Source organism: Methylophaga sp. OBS4 (genome assembly GCF_026319305.1).
In the GTDB taxonomy this organism is placed as follows: Bacteria; Pseudomonadota; Gammaproteobacteria; order Nitrosococcales; family Methylophagaceae; genus Methylophaga.
The window spans coordinates 1-19,197 of sequence record NZ_JAPDMV010000040.1; the positions used below are offsets into that span (position 1 = coordinate 1).

General features: G+C 47.8%; 23 protein-coding genes. 11 read left to right on the forward strand and 12 right to left on the reverse strand.

The genetic code is table 11. The annotated features are described in order from the left end of the window. Together OMP95_RS11100 and OMP95_RS11105 are read left to right on the forward strand one after the other, a co-directional pair. Positions 1-353, forward strand: a 353-nt coding sequence (locus OMP95_RS11100) for a PQQ-binding-like beta-propeller repeat protein (protein WP_323135128.1), incomplete at its 5' end; no start/stop codon positions are given. A gap of 138 nt (positions 354-491) precedes the next feature. Continuing rightward, positions 492-1,373, forward strand: coding sequence for a quinoprotein dehydrogenase-associated putative ABC transporter substrate-binding protein (locus tag OMP95_RS11105; RefSeq protein WP_266328803.1), 882 nt, complete (start codon positions 492-494; stop codon positions 1,371-1,373). 22 nt (positions 1,374-1,395) lie between these two features. Here the strand turns inward: OMP95_RS11105 and OMP95_RS11110 are convergent, their stop codons facing one another. After that, entirely contained in the window at positions 1,396-1,863 is a 468-nt protein-coding gene (locus tag OMP95_RS11110) for a DUF302 domain-containing protein (RefSeq protein WP_266328805.1), read from the reverse strand. Positions 1,864-1,931: 68 nt separating this feature from the next. On the opposite strand from OMP95_RS11110, the gene OMP95_RS11115 reads away from it, so the two are divergent. The 3 genes from OMP95_RS11115 to OMP95_RS11125 are packed head-to-tail and all read left to right on the forward strand — an operon-like array spanning position 1,932 to position 5,533. After that, positions 1,932-2,621 carry a hypothetical protein gene (locus OMP95_RS11115; protein ID WP_416234650.1) on the forward strand — a complete coding sequence of 230 codons (690 nt, stop codon included), beginning with the start codon at positions 1,932-1,934 and terminating at the stop codon, positions 2,619-2,621. A gap of 60 nt (positions 2,622-2,681) precedes the next feature. Then, the gene (locus OMP95_RS11120) at positions 2,682-4,145 is read left to right on the forward strand and encodes a sensor histidine kinase (protein ID WP_266328809.1); all 1,464 of its coding nucleotides are present in this window, start codon (positions 2,682-2,684) and stop codon (positions 4,143-4,145) included. A gap of 23 nt (positions 4,146-4,168) precedes the next feature. Then, positions 4,169-5,533, forward strand: a complete 1,365-nt coding sequence (locus tag OMP95_RS11125; RefSeq protein WP_266328843.1) for a sigma-54-dependent transcriptional regulator — start codon at positions 4,169-4,171, stop codon at positions 5,531-5,533. A 58-nt stretch (positions 5,534-5,591) separates the two neighbouring features. Here OMP95_RS11125 and OMP95_RS11130 read toward each other — a convergent pair whose 3' ends face one another. From OMP95_RS11130 to OMP95_RS11160, 7 genes are all read right to left on the reverse strand, one after another. Next, on the reverse strand, positions 5,592-5,987 hold the full coding sequence (locus OMP95_RS11130) for a ClpXP protease specificity-enhancing factor (protein ID WP_323135129.1): 396 nt from the start codon (positions 5,985-5,987) through the stop codon (positions 5,592-5,594). 2 nt (positions 5,988-5,989) lie between these two features. Further along, on the reverse strand, positions 5,990-6,610 hold the full coding sequence (locus OMP95_RS11135; protein ID WP_266328811.1) for a glutathione S-transferase N-terminal domain-containing protein: 621 nt from the start codon (positions 6,608-6,610) through the stop codon (positions 5,990-5,992). Between the two features lie 75 nt (positions 6,611-6,685). Beyond that, positions 6,686-7,390, reverse strand: coding sequence for a cytochrome c1 (locus OMP95_RS11140; RefSeq protein WP_266328813.1), 705 nt, complete (start codon positions 7,388-7,390; stop codon positions 6,686-6,688). After that, entirely contained in the window at positions 7,387-8,604 is a 1,218-nt protein-coding gene (locus OMP95_RS11145) for a cytochrome b (RefSeq protein ID WP_266328815.1), read from the reverse strand. The genes OMP95_RS11140 and OMP95_RS11145 overlap by 4 nt, the downstream gene beginning before the upstream one ends. Beyond that, the gene (gene petA / locus OMP95_RS11150) at positions 8,604-9,206 is read right to left on the reverse strand and encodes a ubiquinol-cytochrome c reductase iron-sulfur subunit (protein ID WP_266328817.1); all 603 of its coding nucleotides are present in this window, start codon (positions 9,204-9,206) and stop codon (positions 8,604-8,606) included. The genes OMP95_RS11145 and petA overlap by 1 nt, the downstream gene beginning before the upstream one ends. Positions 9,207-9,405: 199 nt before the next feature. Next, positions 9,406-9,849, reverse strand: coding sequence for a plastocyanin/azurin family copper-binding protein (locus tag OMP95_RS11155; protein WP_266328819.1), 444 nt, complete (start codon positions 9,847-9,849; stop codon positions 9,406-9,408). 203 nt (positions 9,850-10,052) lie between these two features. Further along, positions 10,053-11,822, reverse strand: coding sequence for an ABCB family ABC transporter ATP-binding protein/permease (locus OMP95_RS11160; protein WP_266328821.1), 1,770 nt, complete (start codon positions 11,820-11,822; stop codon positions 10,053-10,055). Between the two features lie 164 nt (positions 11,823-11,986). Here OMP95_RS11160 and OMP95_RS11165 point away from each other — a divergent pair, with 164 nt between their 5' ends. From OMP95_RS11165 to mutT, 6 genes are all read left to right on the forward strand, one after another. Beyond that, the gene (locus OMP95_RS11165; RefSeq protein ID WP_266328823.1) at positions 11,987-12,256 is read left to right on the forward strand and encodes an FmdB family zinc ribbon protein; all 270 of its coding nucleotides are present in this window, start codon (positions 11,987-11,989) and stop codon (positions 12,254-12,256) included. Positions 12,257-12,274: 18 nt separating this feature from the next. Then, positions 12,275-12,910, forward strand: coding sequence for a DUF502 domain-containing protein (locus tag OMP95_RS11170; protein ID WP_266328825.1), 636 nt, complete (start codon positions 12,275-12,277; stop codon positions 12,908-12,910). 67 nt (positions 12,911-12,977) lie between these two features. Next, positions 12,978-14,762, forward strand: coding sequence for an aspartate--tRNA ligase (gene aspS / locus OMP95_RS11175; protein WP_266328827.1), 1,785 nt, complete (start codon positions 12,978-12,980; stop codon positions 14,760-14,762). Between the two features lie 19 nt (positions 14,763-14,781). After that, positions 14,782-15,882 (forward strand): quinolinate synthase NadA, encoded by a 1,101-nt coding sequence (gene nadA, locus OMP95_RS11180; protein WP_266328829.1) that lies wholly within the window; start codon positions 14,782-14,784, stop codon positions 15,880-15,882. Between the two features lie 17 nt (positions 15,883-15,899). Then, positions 15,900-16,091: a zinc-finger domain-containing protein gene (locus OMP95_RS11185; protein ID WP_266328831.1), complete on the forward strand. Its 192-nt coding sequence runs from the start codon at positions 15,900-15,902 to the stop codon at positions 16,089-16,091. A 4-nt stretch (positions 16,092-16,095) separates the two neighbouring features. Beyond that, complete coding sequence (mutT, locus tag OMP95_RS11190; protein ID WP_266328833.1) at positions 16,096-16,485, forward strand: 8-oxo-dGTP diphosphatase MutT; 390 nt, start codon at positions 16,096-16,098, stop codon at positions 16,483-16,485. A gap of 28 nt (positions 16,486-16,513) precedes the next feature. On the opposite strand, the gene yacG is transcribed toward mutT, so the two are convergent. From yacG to OMP95_RS11210, 4 genes are all read right to left on the reverse strand, one after another. Beyond that, on the reverse strand, positions 16,514-16,699 hold the full coding sequence (yacG, locus tag OMP95_RS11195) for a DNA gyrase inhibitor YacG (RefSeq protein ID WP_266328835.1): 186 nt from the start codon (positions 16,697-16,699) through the stop codon (positions 16,514-16,516). Between the two features lie 2 nt (positions 16,700-16,701). Then, the gene (gene zapD, locus OMP95_RS11200; protein WP_266328837.1) at positions 16,702-17,475 is read right to left on the reverse strand and encodes a cell division protein ZapD; all 774 of its coding nucleotides are present in this window, start codon (positions 17,473-17,475) and stop codon (positions 16,702-16,704) included. 118 nt (positions 17,476-17,593) lie between these two features. After that, entirely contained in the window at positions 17,594-18,193 is a 600-nt protein-coding gene (coaE, locus tag OMP95_RS11205; RefSeq protein ID WP_266328839.1) for a dephospho-CoA kinase, read from the reverse strand. A gap of 1 nt (position 18,194) precedes the next feature. Further along, the gene (locus OMP95_RS11210; RefSeq protein ID WP_266328841.1) at positions 18,195-19,067 is read right to left on the reverse strand and encodes a prepilin peptidase; all 873 of its coding nucleotides are present in this window, start codon (positions 19,065-19,067) and stop codon (positions 18,195-18,197) included. Positions 19,068-19,197 lie beyond the last annotated feature (130 nt).

A 19,197-nucleotide genomic window follows, 5' to 3' on the forward strand; every position in this document is an offset into this window, starting at 1 on the left:
TCGTCTGGTCTAATCCTGAACGTTTCTCAGTGTGGTCAGGTGCTTTGGCAACCGCTTCCGACGTAGTTTTCTACGGTACGCTGGAAGGTTACCTGAAAGCAGTTGATGCGCAAACAGGTCGTGAATTATTCAGATTCAAAACCCCATCAGGCATTATCGGTAACGTCAACACTTACAAACATGGTGGTAAACAATATGTTTCCATTCTGTCTGGTGTAGGTGGTTGGGCTGGTATCGGTATGGCTATTCCAAGCCTGGAAAATGACACAGATGGTCTGGGTGCGGTCGGTGCTTACAAGTCACTGTCCAGCTGGACTAACCTGGGTGGTGTTCTGAGCGTATTTAGCCTGTAAGCCCTTTAGATTAAGTTATTAATCTAACTAGTTCGACTAAAAGGCCCGGCATCGAAAGATGTCGGGTCTTTTTTTATGAAACAAATATGTTAGCTTAACGGTCTCACTGTTTTTTAAAAGCAATAAAAGGAAGAGAGAATGACCCAATTTCAGCGCTGGACCATTTTATTATCAGGATTGCTGCTCGGCAGTGTATCGGTTAATGCAGAAGATCTGAAACCATTACCTGGTCAGGAAGCCGTACGTGTTTGTGCAGATGGTTACAATCTGCCTTATTCGAATAAGGAATTGCAGGGGTTTGATAACAAGATTGCAGAACTCCTCGGTGAAGAACTCGGCCTCCCCGTTGAGTATTACTGGTTCCCGCAACGAATTGGCTTTTCGCGTAACACCATAAAAAAAGTAGATCCGGAAACGGGTAAATTCTTGTGTGATGTGGCGATGAGTATTCCTGAGCATACCGATTTCCTGAAGCCTACCCAGCCTTATTGGAGCTCAATTGAAGCGATGGTGTATCGTTCAGGCGAAGGCTATGAATTAAACTCTATCGCTGATATCGCCAAAGTCAGCAAAGAACAAAAACCACTGCGTATCGGGATTTTTGATCGGGGTATAACAACTAAAGCATTGCTCGATCTGGGATTGGCTGACCAAATACAGTATTTTCAAATGATGCCGGGTGACGCAAAGGTGAATGCCGGCCGCGTTGTAGAACAGGCACTGGCTAATGGTGAGATAGATGTGGCACTGATGTGGGGACCTATTGCCGGTTACTACGCCAGCGTTTCCAAAGTGCCGATGACCATGAAGCCGTTAAATGAACTGGGAGAGCGCTTTATTTTCAGTTTCAGCATGGGGACACGTTATCAGGATAAAGCCTGGAACCAACTGCTGAATAAATTCCTGGAAAAGCGTAAAGATGACATTGCTGCCATTATGGCGCAATACAATCTGCCCTCACTGGAAAATGTGAACCCTTATCCTAAAAAACGTGTACGCAAGGATGATGACGACGATTGATCGTTGAATGATATTGTTGAGGCTACTCAGTGGTAGCCTCAATAATTGCCTTGAGATTTTTATTAATCTTTTGAGCAAAAGCCTGTTGTGCCGGGTCCGCTACATTTTCTGCCATCAATTTGCTACTGACGATAACCGCACCTTTATCATCTTCTCTAACAGCTATGTTGCAAGGCATATCGTTAATTAACACGGGATTGATTAACATCATTTCCTTGGCATAAGTGATATTACAAAAACTGGTAATGGTAGAAAGCGGGAAATTTTCATCACCTCGATCCCGAATAGCCTGACCTATATCGCTGCGATGGATAATGCGATAGTTGAATTCAGAAATGGCAATATCCAGATTGAGAATGGTGTCCTCGAAACTATAGGGGCTTTGTCGTTCGTAAATACGATTTTCCGGTTGTGGCTGACAACCAATCAGCAGAACAATGGTCACAAAAATAATGCAATGGATGCTAAAAATACGAAAGGGATTCATCATTTTGCTTGGCTTTGTGTAAACTAGAGTTTAAGTCTAAGCATAACATTATAAAATCTATAAAGAGGTGTATGGTTGTGAAGAAGTTAGTTGTTTCTTTGATTTCAGGCTGGATACTGGCCTTTGTTGCTGCATCAGTTGTAGCGGCGCCCGGTTTTTCTGAAGTCAATAATGAACTGTTTGACAAAGCGCATCTGAAAAATATCGAACAACCGGGCACATTGCTTTACGAATACCACAAGCAAAGTTTTGTTGAAGGAACTCGTGACGACACGATCAAGATGATGGTCTCAAATATCCGTAACACGGGCCGCAGTGATACTTCATTCGAATTCTTCACCGGTCAACACAAACGGCCATACGAAGCTATGAATAACCAACGTGGTAACGGTATTTTTGTATTATTTCTGGAATTTGACGTTCATGAAATGAATCGTCTGACAGGCGGTGAGTGGCGTTATTTTCAGCGTAAACTTCGTTGGGCTTTTGCTGAAGGCGCGACAAAAAAAGAAGTTGATATCGACTATAACGGTAAAACGGTCAGAGGAACCCAGTATATTGTGCAGCCTTATGTGAACGATCCTAAGAATGCACGCTATAAGCTTTACGCGAATAAGTACTATATCTTTACCTTGTCTGAAGAAGTTCCTGGCGAAGTTTATCAGGTTCGTACCGTCGTACCTGACGGTAAAACCTGGAAAGAAGGTGATCCGGCTCTGGTCGATGAATCAGTTACCTTTGTTGGTTTCGACGCAAATTAATGTCGGGACTGTTTGACAACAATGTTTTGAAAACGGGCCTGTGAGCCCGTTTTTTTGTGTATGAAACTGTTCAAGAAATTTCACACCATTCAGGCTTCTTTATTACTGCATGAACTCAGTTTTGTTTTTCTGATCTTTATCACTGCGAGTGTCGGTATAGTCTGGGCATTTGCCTGGCAACAAAGTTCTGAAGAGTCTTTGCGTCTGACCACTATGAATAATTATGTTCAGAATATACGGGGGGAACTCTACCGGCAGCTGAAGGAAGTATTTGATGCATCGTTTCTGAATGACAGCGATGCCGCCGATGAATATGATCATTACACTCGGCGCATCAATACTTACTTGCATGACCTGCAATTATTGACCACGGATAGTGATGAAGCAGCGGTCACAATGCGGATTTATAATGCCTATGCGCGTTTTCATCGTGAAACCAATAAATTGCTGTTACCAACCAATTTGACCTCGCAACAAAAACATATGCTGGACAATCAGCTGGAACAGTACACTTTTACAGAACTGGAAACTGCATTCAGCCAGTTCGACAGACTGTTGCAAGACAGGCAGCGGATACTGGTAGAAGACAGGCAGAAATGGATGTCACACATCACCTTACTGGTACCGGTGCCCGTGTTGCTAGCCATTACCTTACTGTTGTTCTCCAGGCGTTATGTTAAAAATAATGTGGTGAGGCCCCTGGCTGCGGTAATGCAAGGTGCGCGCTTAATCAGTAAAGGTGATTTGCAGCATAAAATCCGGACCAGCGGTGTCGATGATCTGATTCGCCTGGCTGATGCTATTAACACCATGGCGGATGAATTAGCTACTAACCGCGATAAATTGGTTGAAGCTAAGAAACAGGCGGCTCTGGGCGAACTGGTACCGCTGGTCGCCCATAATATCCGCAATCCGCTGGCAGGCATCAGAGCGGCTTCACAGGTCACGCTGGATGATAATGTCGCGCCGTCCACCCGCGATGCTCTGCGCGATATTATCGTTGCGGTCGACAGGCTTGAGCGTTGGGTGACCTCATTGCTGACATACCTGCATCCGCTGAAACCTCATTTCAGCGCTAACACCCTAACTAAAGTTGCCGATAATGCGTTATCGCTTATTGAACTGCAGCTGGCTGATAAGCCGGTCAAACTGGAACGCCGAGGCTGGACAGACGCAGCCGCAATAGTGTCTGTGGATAATAACCTGATGGAACAAACCATTTTCAATCTGGTGCAGAATGCGATTGAAGCCTCGCCGACAAACAGCACCATAGTGTTGATTTATCAGCAAACCAAAGATTCCGTGCAATTGCTGATCGCTGATGAGGGCAACGGCATGCAGTTTGACCCGGTCTCTGAACAGGTGACCGATGGTGAAGCTAAGCGACTGGGCTGCGGGCTGGGCATTCCTTTTGCGCTGAAAGTGGTCAAGCAGCATGGTGGAGAAATTATCTATGACTCAGCTAAGCAAAAAGGCACTCGCGTTACCATCAGACTGAAGCGGACACATAGCACTGCACCGTGAAACAAGGAGAACGAATATTGAATGTGCTGTTAATCGAAGATGAAACCCTGTTTGCCAAGTCGGTATTACGAAGGTTGGAGCGTGAGGGGCATCAGGGCAACATTGTGGATACACTGACGGCAGGGCGACAACAGCTGCAAAGCAAAATGCCGGATGTGGTGTTACTGGATGTGCGCCTGCCTGATGGCAGTGGTCTGGATTTGCTGACCGAAATACACAGTCATGACAATTGGCGAGCCATTCCTGTGGTCATGATGACGGCATATGGCGAACTTGAAGATGCGGTTTCTGCAATGAAACTGGGCGCGACAGATTATCTGAAAAAACCGGTTGATCTGGATGAGCTGGTATTGACGCTGTCAAAGGTCATGCAGACCCAGAAGCTTAACCAGCAGCTGAATTATTCCCAAGTTCGTGAGACGCATGGCATTGAGCCGATCACCATGATTGGTCACAGTCGACCGATGATGGATATTCGCCAGCAGATAGAACGAATTGCCCAGTTGGTTGCTAAAAGTGTTGATGATCATCCGGTCATTCTTGTTACTGGTGAAACCGGCACCGGTAAAGATGTGATTGCCCGGTTGTACCATCAATCAGGCAGTTGGTATCAAAGACCTTATGTGCATATTGATTGTGCGGCCTTACCCGGAGAGTTGATAGAGTCTGAACTATTTGGTTATGAACGTGGCGCGTTTACCAATGCACATCAGTCCAAACCCGGCCTGATTGAAGTGGCGGAAGATGGTACATTGTTTCTGGATGAGGTAGGTGAATTACCGCTGGAATTGCAGGCTAAGCTGCTTAATGTGCTGGAACGGCGTAAGGTCAGACGACTGGGGTCGACCAAAGAGCATCCTGTTAGTGCGCACTTTATCGCTGCGACAAACCGGGATTTGAAGCAAATGGTAGCAGAAGGGCGTTTTCGCTCAGACCTCTATTTCAGGCTCAACGTTCTGGGGCTGAATTTGCCGCCATTACGGCAACGGCGGGAAGATATCGCGCCTTTGGCTGCGCATTTTGTTGATCTTATCTCCCGTCGTTACGGCCTGAGTACACCGATATTTTCTCAGGCAGCAGTGGATATGCTCCATGATTACAATTGGCCGGGTAATATCAGAGAACTGCAACATGTGCTGGAGCGTGCGGTGATGCTGTCACAACGGGGTGTGATTGATGCTTCGCAGCTAATGTTACAGTCACTCGTGACCGAAGGCAGTGAAACAAATGAGCTGGAAAAACTGACCCATATGACGCTGGAGCAGGTAGAAAAATTTCTGATTGAGAATGCTTTGGACAGAACGGCTGGGAATGTCTCGCGAGCCGCCCGTGAACTGGGACTGACCCGAATGGCCATGCGCTATCGTATGGAAAAATATCAGCTCTGAGATTACTACCCGTGATACTTGGAAATGCTCGTATCAGGGGCATATAACAGGACCAGAGTTATTTAACGACTTTCAGACTGGGGCGTCCTTTACCTTTGGATGTCGGACCCTCATCTGACGGTTCTGGCGGCGGCGGAGTTTCTTCTTCAGGGAAAAACATGCCCTCATTGTTTTCTTTGCCATAAATAGCCTGTACTGCGGCGATTGGCACAAAAACATCCATCGGTTTGCCGGCAAATCGTGCGGAAAAGCTGACCCACTCATTATCAATCAGCAGATCACGAATAGCATCGGGGGCAATATTAAGCACGATACGATGATCTTTCACATAATCCAGCGGTACCTGAACCCCTTCATGATGGGTATTTACCAGCACATAAGGGGTGCAGGCATTATCCAGCAGCCATTCATGAATGGCTCTAATGAGATAGGGTTTTTGAGGTGACATACTCATGATTAACGCATGGCTCTCTCGGCATCGGTGAGACTGGCCTGAAAGCTGTCGCGCTTAAATATACGCTCAGCATAGGTCTCAACCGCCTTGGCTTTATCTGGCAGCTTAATATTCAAATACGGTAAACGCCACAGTAGCGGTGCTAAACTACAGTCAAGCAGTGAAAACTCAGCGTTCATAAAGAAACGCGAACTCTCAAATAATGGCGCCAGTACAGTGAGATCTTCTTGTATGATTTTTCTCGCTTTACTGGTTTTGCCTTTTTCCAGGCCGGACAGCGCATTCCATAATGAATACCAGTCCTTGTCGATACGGTGCAACATCAGCCTGGCTTTGGCTCTTGCAACCGGATCGACCGGCATCAGCGGTGGATGCGGGAAACGTTCGTCAAAATAATCAATGATCACGCGTGAATTAAAAAGCACCAGATCACGATCAAATAGCGTTGGCCCCGTGCCGTAGGGATTGGCTGCCGCCACATCTTCCGGCCACTGTCCTTCGACCAGATCCTGGATATTAGCTTCAATGTTTTTTTCATTGATGACAATACGGGCCTGATGGCTGAAAGGACAGCTAGGGCCAGAAAAAATCGTTATCATCGAGCGACGATTATTATTGCTCATGCCCGCGGACTCCTGAAATGGTTCAGCACAGGGCCACTAGTTTTAAATCTGCGGGCAGTGTTATCGGCATATCGGCTAGTGTACATCTTTCCAAAAGGCTTTCTTTAGTGGGTAAGCCACCAGGAAGAACAGTGCGAGATAGAGCAGTACCCATTTAGCCAGTTCCATACGTTGCAATTTGGAGGGTTCGCTGATGTAGGCCAGAAAGTTGACCAAGTCACGAACCATTACATTGTATTCATGGGGCGTAACCGAACCTTTTTGGTTCTGGACCAATTCTTCGGTTTCTTCGTCATGTGCCTGATAACCTTGTTGCTCCCAAAGGACGTGAGGCATGCCTACATCTTTGAAAGCCAGGTTGTTGGTCCCCATCGAACGAGAATCATCCAGATAAAAGGTACGTAGATAGGTGTATAGCCAGTCAGTGCCGCGGGCACGAGCAATCACAGACAAATCGGGCGGCGTTACGCCAAACCATTTTTGGGCATCCTCCGGACGCATGGCAATGGTCATGGTTTCACCAATTTTATCTGATACAAACATCAGGTTCTCTTTAACCTGATCGTCGGTTAATCCCAGATCTTTCGCCATGCGATTGTAACGCATGAACGAAGCCTGATGGCAGCTCAAACAATAATTAACGAAGGTTTTAGCACCACGCTGTAAAGAAACCTGATCGGTAATATCAATATCAACATGATCCAGATGAACGTTACCAGACGCGGCCATGGCCTGAGCAGAGAACAAGCCGATAATGAATGCAAATACTAAAGATCTCATTTGAATGTCACCCTTTCTGGCACTGGTTTATCTTTATCAAGCTTGGTGTAGATTGGCATCAAGATAAAGAAAGCAAAATAAATCAGAGTGAAAAAACGTGCTGCCCATGTGTAGCCAGGCGTCGCTGGTTGCGTACCGAGATAACCAAGCGCTACAAAGCTGATAATAAACAGCACCAGAGCCGTGCGGAATAACGGACCACGGTAACGGATGGATTTAACTGGGCTGCGATCCAGCCATGGCAGCAGGAACAGGAAGACAATGGCGCCACCCATGGCCATAACTCCCATCAGCTTGTCAGGGATTGCACGCAGAATGGCGTAGAACGGGGTGAAATACCATAGCGGTACAATATGTTCCGGCGTTTTCAGCGGATCGGCAGGAATGAAATTGTCTTTTTCCAGAAACCAGCCGCCAAATTCAGGCATATAGAACAAAACCAGCGAGAAAATAAACAGAAACACAATCACACCGACAATATCTTTTACAGTGTAATAAGGATGGAATGGAATGCCGTCAACCGGTTTACCGTTGGCATCCTTATTTTTCTTGATTTCGACGCCATCCGGGTTATTGGAGCCGACTTCATGTAAAGCAATGATGTGGGCAACAACCAGGCCCAGCAAAACCAGTGGCATGGCAATTACATGAAATGCAAAGAAGCGGTTTAATGTCGCATCGGCCACCACAAAGTCGCCCCGGATCCATAAGGCAAGATCTTCACCAATTACCGGGATAGCGCCAAACAAGGAAATAATGACCTGTGCACCCCAGTAAGACATCTGACCCCAAGGCAATAGGTAACCCATAAAGGCTTCTGCCATCAACGTCAGGTAAATCAACATACCGAAGATCCACACCAGCTCACGTGGCTGTTTGAATGAACCGTAGATCAAACCGCGGAACATATGCAGATATACCACAATAAAGAAAGCGGAAGCACCGGTGGAATGCAGATAACGGATTAACCAGCCCCACTGAACATCACGCATGATGTACTCAACCGAGGCAAAAGCCAGCTCGGCATCGGGTTTATAGTTCATGGTAAGGAAAATGCCAGTGACGATTTGCAGCACTAAAACCAGCAAGGCAAGCGAACCGAAGAAATACCAGAAATTGAAGTTTTTCGGTGCGTAATACTCGGAAAGATGTTCTTTCCACATTTTTGTGGCTGGGAAGCGCGCATCCACCCAACTCATAAAGCTAGAAAACATCAGGCAACTCCTTCGGCATCAGCACCCACAATCACGACGTTATCGCCCTGGAAGTGATACGGTGGTACAACCAGATTCGTGGGAGCGGGTACTCCCTGGAATACACGACCAGCCAGATCGAAGCGGGAGCCATGACAGGGACAGAAAAATCCGCCTTTCCAGTTTTCACCCAAATCAGCAGGCGCCATCTCTGGACGATAAGTAGGCGAACAACCAAGGTGGGTACAAATACCGACTACTACCATCAATTCGTCACGAATTGCCCGGGTGTCGTTCTGACAGTATTCAGGTTGTTGTGAACTCACCTCACTTTCAGGATCCCGTAGTTCGGAATCGGTTCCCAGCATTTCCAGATTAGCGAGCGCTTCCTCACTGCGCCGGAAAATCCATACAGGCTTACCCCGCCATTCCACGGTCAGTAATTGCCCCATTTCCAGCTTGCTGATATCCACTTCAACCGGTGCGCCGGCTGCTTCAGCTTTGGCACTTGGTAACATGGAAGAAACGAAAGGTACGGCAACGGCGGTTGCACCGGCGCCACCCACAACACTGGCGGCTGCGGTCAGAAAGCGCCGTTTGCCGGTATCGATAGTGTTACTCATTGGAAGATATCCCCCAGCACTTAAATAATGTCTAAAAATCCAAGTATTGCTCTGACCAACAAACTTGTTTCAGCATAAGAATAAATGATGGTCGAGCAAATAAACCCGTGAATGATACCACAGTGCTGAACAGAAAGGATCAAAAAAGCCCGCCTAAAACTTAAGCGGGCTTTCGATTAAAGCAATTAAAAGCGGGGTTTTATTTAACGGCTTTTTCAGCTTTTTTAACCAGGCGTTTCAAAGCGCCCTTAGGGTTGGTCGATTTGATGTCTTCCAGGTTGGTTGCTTGGCCAACGATGATAGCACCACCCATACCAGCACCCCAATGAGGATCACATTTGTACAGGTAGACACCTTCGGTTGTCAGCGCTGCGGTCTGGAAGTCTTCTCCCATCGCAGAAGTCCAGCCTTCAGCACCTTCAGGGATGTATTCGTGGTTACCGTCAGCTTCAACAAATTTGGTGTTGACTATGTGACCGTTCATGTTCACCCAGGAAACAGTATCGCCGGGTTGAATGTGAACAACCATAGGGTCGAAATTAGTAACATTTGCTCGGATAACATGGTTTTCAGCCATAACAGCAGTTGACATCAGGGTAGCTGCGCTCAGAGCGGCAGCGATAAGTGATTTGCCATATTTCATTATAGTTCCTCTCGTTTTTTAGGTTATTTGCCTCAACGCGGTGCCAGTGTTACATATCAAAACTGAACCGAAACTGAACAGAACTAAATCTTATATTTCTAATGTATTTTTGATTTAGTTGAGTCCGAGACCGCGCGACATACTAACCTGACAATATGCCGATTGTCCAAAATTAGCCTATATAAACAAGGGAAAACACGCATTCATGAGGCGCTGCTGTCATGATTTTCAGTCTGCTGTAATGCCCACATTGCGGCATATAAACCATTCTGGGCGAGCAGTTGCTGGTGATGTCCCTGTTCTTTGATACGACCATGATCCAGTACCAGAATGGTATCGGCATCTACTACAGTGGATAGCCGGTGTGCGATAACCAATGTTGTTTTATTATGGCTGACGGCCAGTAATTCGCGGCCGATAGCCTGTTCAGCATGGCTGTCCAGTGCCGATGTGGCTTCATCGAAGACCAGAATTTCCGGGTTTTTCAGTAAAGTTCTGGCAATCGCCACCCGTTGTTTTTCACCACCGGATAGTTTCAGCCCCCGTTCACCTACAAGAGTGTTGTAACCATCGGGCAGTTTATCAATAAAAGTATGAATATGGGCCTGCTTGGCGGCTTCAACCACTTCATCGACGCTGGCGTCGGTACGGCCATAGGCGATATTGTGATAGATAGTATCATTAAATAGCACGGTATCTTGTGGCACCACGCCGATAGTCCGGCGCAGACTATGCTGTGTTACATGGCGGATATCCTGACCATCAATGCAGATTCTGCCTTGTTGCGGATCATAAAAACGATACAGTAAACGAACAATAGTGGATTTTCCGGAACCGCTGGCACCCACAATCGCCAGTTTTTGGCCTGCTTCAATAGTGAAACTAATGTCATATAGGATAGGCCGTTCAGGCTGGTAGGCAAACTGAATCTGTTCAAAACTGATCTTGCCGAGTTTGATATCTAACTCAGCAGCATCAGGCAAATCGGTGGTTTCCTGTTGCTGCTCCAGCAAACAGAACATACGTTCCATATCGGCCAGTGAATGGCGGATTTCACGGTAAACGAAACCGAGAAAACCCAGCGGCAAATACAGTTGTAGCAGGTAAGCATTAACCAACACGAGATCACCCAGTGTCAGTTCACCGTCAACCACTCCCTGACCTGCGAGCAACATTAACGCCGTCAGGCCGACAGCGATAATTACACCCTGACCGATATTGAGTACGGATAAAGATGTCTGGTTGCGAATCGCGGTTTTTTCCCAGCCGGCCAGTTTTCGATCGTATTGGCCCACTTCAAATGCTTCATTATTGAAATACTTAACGGTTTCATAATTGAGCAGGCTGTCGATGGCCTGATTGTTGGCCTGCGAGTCCATCTCGTTCATGGCACGGCGAAAACGCATGCGCCACTCGGTGATTAGCAGCGTGTAGACTATATATAAAAGGATGGTGCCGGTGGTAATAACGGCAAAGATGCTGTCATAGTTAGCCAGCAAAATAATAGTGACCAAAGCGATTTCTACCAGGGTCGGCAGAATATTGAAGATCATGAAATTCAGCAGGAAGCTGATACCTCGTGAGCCTCGTTCGATATCACGTGATATTCCACCGGTCTGGCGTTGCAGATGAAAACGTAACGATAGCCTGTGCAGATGTTCGAAAATGGTCGTAGCAATACGCCGCACAGTGTGAAAAATGACTTTAGCAAACAACGCATCCCGCAGCTCACTGAACACACTGCTGGCCAGTCGCAGTACACCGTAAGTAACCAGCATGGCGACCGGTAGATAAATCAACGTTTGCTGCTGGGGATCCAGCGCATCGATGGCTTGTTTTAATGCCAGGGGGACGCCGACATTGGCGACCTTGGCCAGAGACAGCAAGCCTAAAGCAATGAATACACGGCCTTTGAACTGCCAGATAAATGGAAGCAGGCTGCGAATTGCCCGCCAGTCTTGATGCATTTTCATGTCAGCAGTTTAGCCGAAACCACGAGTTTGAGGAAAAGCGATTCGGCGGCCGAATTCAAATTTAGTTATAATCAGCAAGTTTATACCGAAATAACTTGAAAAAAGAAAATCGAGCCGCACTTTGATTGTCCTTGGTGCGTTGTCCGTTTTGTGGGGTAGATAAAATGCCATTTTATGAATATCGTTGTGATGCCTGTGGTCATGAGCTTGAAGCGTTACAAAAAATCAGTGATGAACCCTTGAAGCACTGTCCGGTCTGCGAAGAGGCACAGCTGCGCAAGCTGATTTCAGCGGCAGGTTTCCGTTTGAAAGGTCAGGGTTGGTATGAAACTGACTTCAAAACCGGCAATAAACGTAATCTAGCCGACGATGCAGCCGCCGGTGCAAAACAACCTGAGGCAACAGCGTGCGGAACGGGTTGCGGCTGCCATTAATTTTTAACTGGCAACTTTATGCGTAAATATCTTATTGCCGGCCTGCTGGTTTGGATGCCTTTGGGCATCACTTTTCTGGTTATCAAAGCCATAGTGGGTTTTCTTGATCAAACCTTGCTGTTGCTGCCTGATGCCTATCAGCCGGATAATGTACTCGGTTTTCATATACCCGGTCTGGGAGTCGTACTGGCGGTTGTGCTTGTTTTGGCGACCGGTATGATCGTTGCTAACCTGCTGGGCCGGCGTATCGTTAATGCCTGGGAGTCTTTGTTATCCAGGATTCCACTGGTGCGAACCCTGTACGCCGGCATCAAGCAGATCATGGAGGCGGTACTGGCGGCTGATGCCAAATCATTCCGGAGCGTTTTGCTGATCGAGTATCCCCGTAAAGGCGTCTGGAGCCTGGCTTTTATGACTTCAGAGCAACTGGGCGAAGTGCAGGAAAAAACTGAAACTGATGTAGTCAGTGTTTTTATTCCCACCACGCCCAACCCGACTTCCGGCTTTGTTTTGATGGTGCCAAAGCATGATGTCATCTTTCTGGATATGAGCGTCGAACAGGGTCTGAAAATGATCATTTCCATGGGGGTTGTTGTGCCTGACTGGCATAAAGAGAAGCTGCTCAGGCAGCAGGCTGGACAGCTTGAAAACTGATACTTAAGGGCTGCATCAATCGAATGCAGAACATAACAAACTGAAAACAAAAAGATTGGAAAGAATTATGCGTAGCCATTATTGCGGCGATGTGAACGAAACTCTTGAAGGAAAGATGGTTACCGTTGTTGGCTGGATGCACCGTCGTCGCGACCATGGCGGGGTGATTTTTATTGATCTGCGTGATCGTGAAGGTCTGGTGCAAGTAGTGTGCAACCCTGAAGATGCGGCAAGTTTTACTGTCGCAGAGCGCGTGCGCAGTGAGTATGTGCTGCAGATTGAAGGTATTGTGCAGCTCCGACCCGCCGGTAGTAATAACCCGGATCTGAAGAGTGGCAAGATTGAAATTATTGCCAAAAACGTAGAGATCCTAAACAGCTCGGAAACACCGCCGTTTCCGTTGAACGAGTTGGTTGATGTCAGTGAGGATATTCGCCTGCGCCATCGTTATATCGATTTGCGCCGCCCTGAAATGCAGCAAAGACTGCGTTTCCGTTCGCAAATCACCCGTCAGTTACGCAACTATCTGGATGATCACGGTTTTCTGGATATCGAAACCCCGATTCTGACCAAAGCCACCCCGGAAGGTGCCCGTGATTACCTGGTGCCCAGCCGCACCCATCCGGGTGAATTTTTTGCTTTGCCGCAATCTCCCCAGCTGTTTAAACAATTGTTGATGATGTCGGGCATGGATCGTTATTACCAGGTGGTGCGTTGTTTCCGTGATGAGGATTTGCGTGCGGATCGGCAGCCTGAATTCACGCAGATTGATATGGAAGCTTCTTTTGTCGAAGAAGAAGAGTTTATGTCGCTGATGGAAGAAATGATTCGCAACTTGTTTGCTAATGTGCTGGAGCAGGCATTGCCGAACCCGTTCCCGCGCATGACGTATGCCGAGGCGATGGCGAGATTCGGCAGTGACAAACCTGATTTACGTATTCCGCTGGAGTTGGTTGAAGTCAGCGACTTGATGAAAGATGTTGATTTTAAAGTTTTTTCCGGCCCTGCTAAGGATGAGCGCGGTCGTGTCGCTGCTTTGCGTGTGCCAGGCGGTAACACTCTCAGTCGTAAAGAAATCGATGATTACACCAGGTTTGTCGGGATTTATGGCGCCAAAGGTCTGGCTTATATCAAGGTCAACGATCTGGCGGCGGGTCGTGAAGGACTGCAGTCTCCGATTCTGAAGTTTCTGCCGGACAGCGTTGTCGATGCGATTATGGCTCGGGTTGAAGCTCAAACCGGTGACTTGGTGTTCTTCGGTGCCGATAAAGTCACTGTGGTCAACGAAGCGCTGGGCGCGTTGCGTGTCAGACTGGGTCATGATCTGGATATGGTCGAACATGGCTGGCGCCCGCTCTGGGTTGTCGCTTTTCCGATGTTCGAGTGGGATGATAAGGCCGAACGCTGGTATGCGTTGCACCATCCGTTTACTGCGCCGCGGGAGTCAGACTTGGAATTGTTGGAGACCGACCCGGAAAAATGCCTGTCCCGAGCTTATGACATGGTGTTGAATGGTACCGAACTGGGTGGCGGCTCGATCCGTATTCACAAAACTGTGGTGCAGAAGAAAGTCTTCGAATTGCTGGGCATCAATGAAGAAGAAGCTAATGACAAGTTCGGCTTTCTGTTGGAGGCACTGAAATATGGCTGCCCGCCGCATGGCGGTCTGGCATTTGGTCTGGATAGGCTGGTTATGCTAATGACCGGCGCGGCGTCGATTCGTGATGTGATGGCATTCCCGAAAACACAATCAGCCAGCTGTCTGCTGACAGACGCTCCTAGCCATGTGGGTGAAGAGCAGCTGAAAGAACTGAACATTCGCCTGCGGAAATTGCCTAACATCGAGGTTTAAGCGTTTAAGAGGAAGCATTGTGGCTAGTAAAGAAATACCATTTGAGCATTATTTCTCGTTGGATGATGAATCCTGCGATGACCGTATTGCTGCGGCTAAAGAAAAACTGGGCGATGATTTGGTTATTCTTGGCCATCATTACCAGCGTAATGAGGTGTTTCGCCATGCCGATTTTTCCGGTGATTCACTGAAATTATCGCGTAATGCTTCTGAATCTGATGCCAAATACATCGTATTTTGCGGTGTGCATTTTATGGCGGAAGTGGCGGATATTCTGTCACGACCGGATCAGATAGCTATTCTGCCGGATATGGCGGCAGGCTGTTCCATGGCTGATATGGCCAACCGGGTGAATGTTGACCGTGCCTGGCAGGAAATGGCCGAAGTGCTGGATCCGGATGAATTGGTCACGCCGATTACCTATATCAACTCCGCTGCTGATTTGAAATCATTCTGTGGCCGCCATGGCGGTATAGTCTGTACCTCGACCAATGCACCGCATGTGCTTGACTGGGCTTTCAGTCAGCGTGAAAAGGTCTTGTTTTTCCCGGATCAGCATCTGGGACGTAATACCGGCTATAAAATGGGGATCCCGCTGGAAGACATGGTGGTCTGGGACTTTGATAAACCGTTAGGTGGTCTGACTCCCGATGAATTACGCAAAGCAAAAATCATTTTGTGGAAAGGTTTTTGTTCAGTCCATCAGATGTTTCAGCCCGGGCAGATTGATAATTTTCTCGAGAAACACCCTGAAACCAAGGTGATTTCCCACCCGGAATGTAGTTTTGAAGTGTGTCAGAAGTCCGACTATGTCGGTTCAACCGAGTTTATTGTCAATACTATCGCTGACAGCGAACCCGGCACCCGCTGGCTGGTGGGGACGGAACTGAATCTGGTTAACCGTCTGCATGAACGCTTCCAGTCTGATGGTAAATCCGTTCACTTTATGTCGCCTACCGTGTGTATGTGTTCAACCATGTTCCGGGTTGATCCGCAACATTTGGTCTGGGTACTGGAGAACCTGGTCGAAGGCCATGTGGTGAATCAGGTTTCGGTTGATACCACTACAGCGACAGAGGCAAAACTGGCTTTGGACAGAATGCTGGCATTACCGATCTGATAAATAAGGGGTGGAGCATGACTGAACAGCGGTCGGCATGTACAGAACAGCGTTATGAGGTCAGCCGTAAAGACCTGCCTCTTTCCTGCCCTATGCCTGATATGCCTGCCTGGAATGCGCATCCCCGCGTTTATCTGCCTGTTGAAGCTACTGGCCAGGCCCAGTGCCCATACTGCGGCGCAATATTTGTTTTAACGGATAAAAATTAAGCCTATGCGTCATATAGAAGTAGCTGTCGCTGTTATGCTCAATCCTGAGCAGCAGGTACTGACTTCATGGCGGCAGCCGCATCAGCATCAAGGCGGTTTATGGGAGTTCCCCGGTGGTAAACGCGAAGCTGAAGAAAGCAGGCTGGATGCGCTTAAGCGTGAAGTGGACGAGGAACTGGGCGTGAAAGTCGAACAGGCTGAACCGTTTATCCTGATTGAGCATGACTATGGCGACAAAAGAGTCAGCCTGGATGTGTGGATTGTGTCGCAGTTCAGCGGTGAACCTCAGGGGCGGGAAGGGCAGCCTCTGCGCTGGCAGGCTATCAAAGAGCTGGAACCTTCAGAGTTCCCGGCAGCCAATATCGCGATTATCGAAGCTTTGAAGCAGCGCTAGAGCCTGAATCAACAGGCTTCTGGCTCGTTTAATGAAATTCGTCCGGGTCTTGGTCGGGATCAAATGCAGGATCGCCAGGAATTCGGTGCGATTCGCTAGCCCATTCACCTAGATCAATCAATTTGCAACGTTCACTGCAAAACGGTTTCCACACCTGATCTTCCTGCCAGGGGACAAGCTTTCCGCATTGTGGACAATTAACAGTAATAACCATAGTTACATTGCACAGCAGCTGAGGCGAAAAGGAATCTCGTCAAAAGTCTGCTGTGGTCGTTGTTGAATATCAAACAGCATGAATCTCACCGTAAATCGGTGTTTGCCACCACTGACTTCCGGGAAGTAGTTGGCCTTGCCCGGTATTTCAACCCGGATAAGCTGATACGGCTGATTGGCGTCCAGGCTGCGCTGAAAAAAACCTTCTTTAGCAACTTCTTCCTTGAAGCCCACGCTGCTGCGAATTAAACGCAAACTCATTTCCACCGCATTCCGTACCGAGACAAATTCCGCCAGCCATTGTTGTAACTGCTGTGCTCGCTGCTCCGTCTGTGTATGTTGCAGCCAGAAGTGATAAGCAGGCAGGTCAAAGTCACAAGTACCGCCCGGGATACTGGAACGCTGGCGGATACTGTACAGAAATTCATTCTCGCGCAGGCGCTGACCAATGCTTGTTTTTTTTATGTGTAAAGCATCCAGGTTCTGGTCCAGGTTAGATAATAAGGTTTCCAGCGCCTGTTGATCAACTCCGGGGCTATTTTCCAGTGCGGACAGGTTAGCTATCAAGCGCTCAATTTCTTTCATTAATTCCTGCTTGAGATCGCTGCGCTCAAACACACTGAGCATATTGAGCATGGCATCCAATGCATCGCGGTGATGCATCTCGCTATGCCCTGTCAGGGCGTTATCAACACGCATAAACAGGAATTCAAGCCTGAGAAAGGTGCGAATTCTCTCATTAAGTGGTTGTTCGAAAATGATATATTCTTCTGACACTGGCTTAAAATCGATATACGCTCTGGAATAATGCGCTTATTGTCCATGACTCTGCACGAGCTAGCAACTTATACCGAAACAACCTGTAAATGCACGTATCAGGTTGTGTCGGTATGGTTCAGTTCCCAGCCAGTTCGAGATATAAATGATGTAACCGGGTGACTTGTGTGACCAGCCGCGAAATTTCTCCGCTATTGTCAATGATATCGTCAGCCAATTGCAATCTTTGCTGCCGTGGATATTGGCTGTCAATCATCGCCCGGGCTTGCTCAACGGTAAGATCATCACGCTGACAAAGCCGCATTTGTTGCAGGTCTTCTGGAATATCAACTACCACAGTACGATTGACCAGATCCTGCATACCCACCTCAAACAACAGCGGAATAACAAGAATACAATAAAGACTCTTGCAGTTCCCGGCATCAGTCTGCATTTTTGCTCTGATGGCCGGGTGCAGAATATTTTCCAGCCGTTGTTTTGCCTGTATATCGTTGAAGATAAGTTCACGCAAATAACGGCGATCAAGTTCGCCATTGGCTTGTTTTACTTCTTCACCGAAAGCGGTTATCACCTCGTGGTAGTAACGTGTGTCCTTGGCAAGCAGGTTGCGGGCAATAAGATCCGCATCAATAATTTCAATACCCAGATTGCTGAAGAGCTTGCAGACGGTAGATTTGCCACTGGCTGCGCCACCTGTCAGTCCGACCTTGAAAGACATCTCAGCTCAGGCCGGCCCAGCTCAGATAAAGCTGATTGATCTCCGCACCCCAAACCAATGCAATCCAGCCTGCGGCCGCCAAATAAGGGCCGAAAGGGATAGGCACTTCACGCTGATGATTTTTCAGCATAACCAATGTGATACCCACCACGGCACCGACCAGTGAAGACAGTAAAACGATCATTGGTAAATATTGCCAGCCCAGCCAGGCGCCGAGTGCTGCCAGTAATTTGAAATCACCGTAACCCATGCCTTCTTTACCCGTTATCAACCGGAATAAATGATAAACCAGCCATAAGGATAGGTAACCCGCTATCGCGCCCACTACACTGCTGCTTAGCGCAGTGTATGTTGACGAAAGGTTGAAGAAGAGACCCAACCAGACCAAAGGCAGGGTGATTTTATCCGGTAATAACTGCTGATCGATATCAATAAATGTCAGGGCGATTAACGACCAGGTCAATAACAAAGCACCCAGACCGGCCCAGTCAAAGCCGAATTTCCAAGCGATGATCCCCGACATCAGCCCTGTCAGAGCCTCAATTAAAGGGTAACGTTTTGAAATAGGTTGCCGACAGACTTTGCATTTACCGCCTAGCAGCAAGTAACTGATAACAGGAATATTTTCGGCAGCGGCAATGGCATGATCACAGTGCGGGCATCGCGAGCGCGGGGTAGACAGGTTGAAAGGGGCGACGGGCACCATAGCTGTTTCACCAGCTAATTCCGCACACTGCATTTCCCATTCTCGCTGCATCATAAGCGGGAGGCGATAGATGACCACATTCAAGAAACTGCCTACCAACAGGCCCAAAATGACGGCTGTCGTCACCCATACTCCAGGTGACGATGACAAAAATTCGATCAACTGCATAAAGGCCTGCTAACACTAATTGCATTATCATCGCTACTGGAAGCCATTTTTGCTCCCAGCACGGCGGAAGGAGTGAAATCTAGTGGTTCTACATGAACGACTGACAACGCCGCTGGGGGTAAAAAAGGCC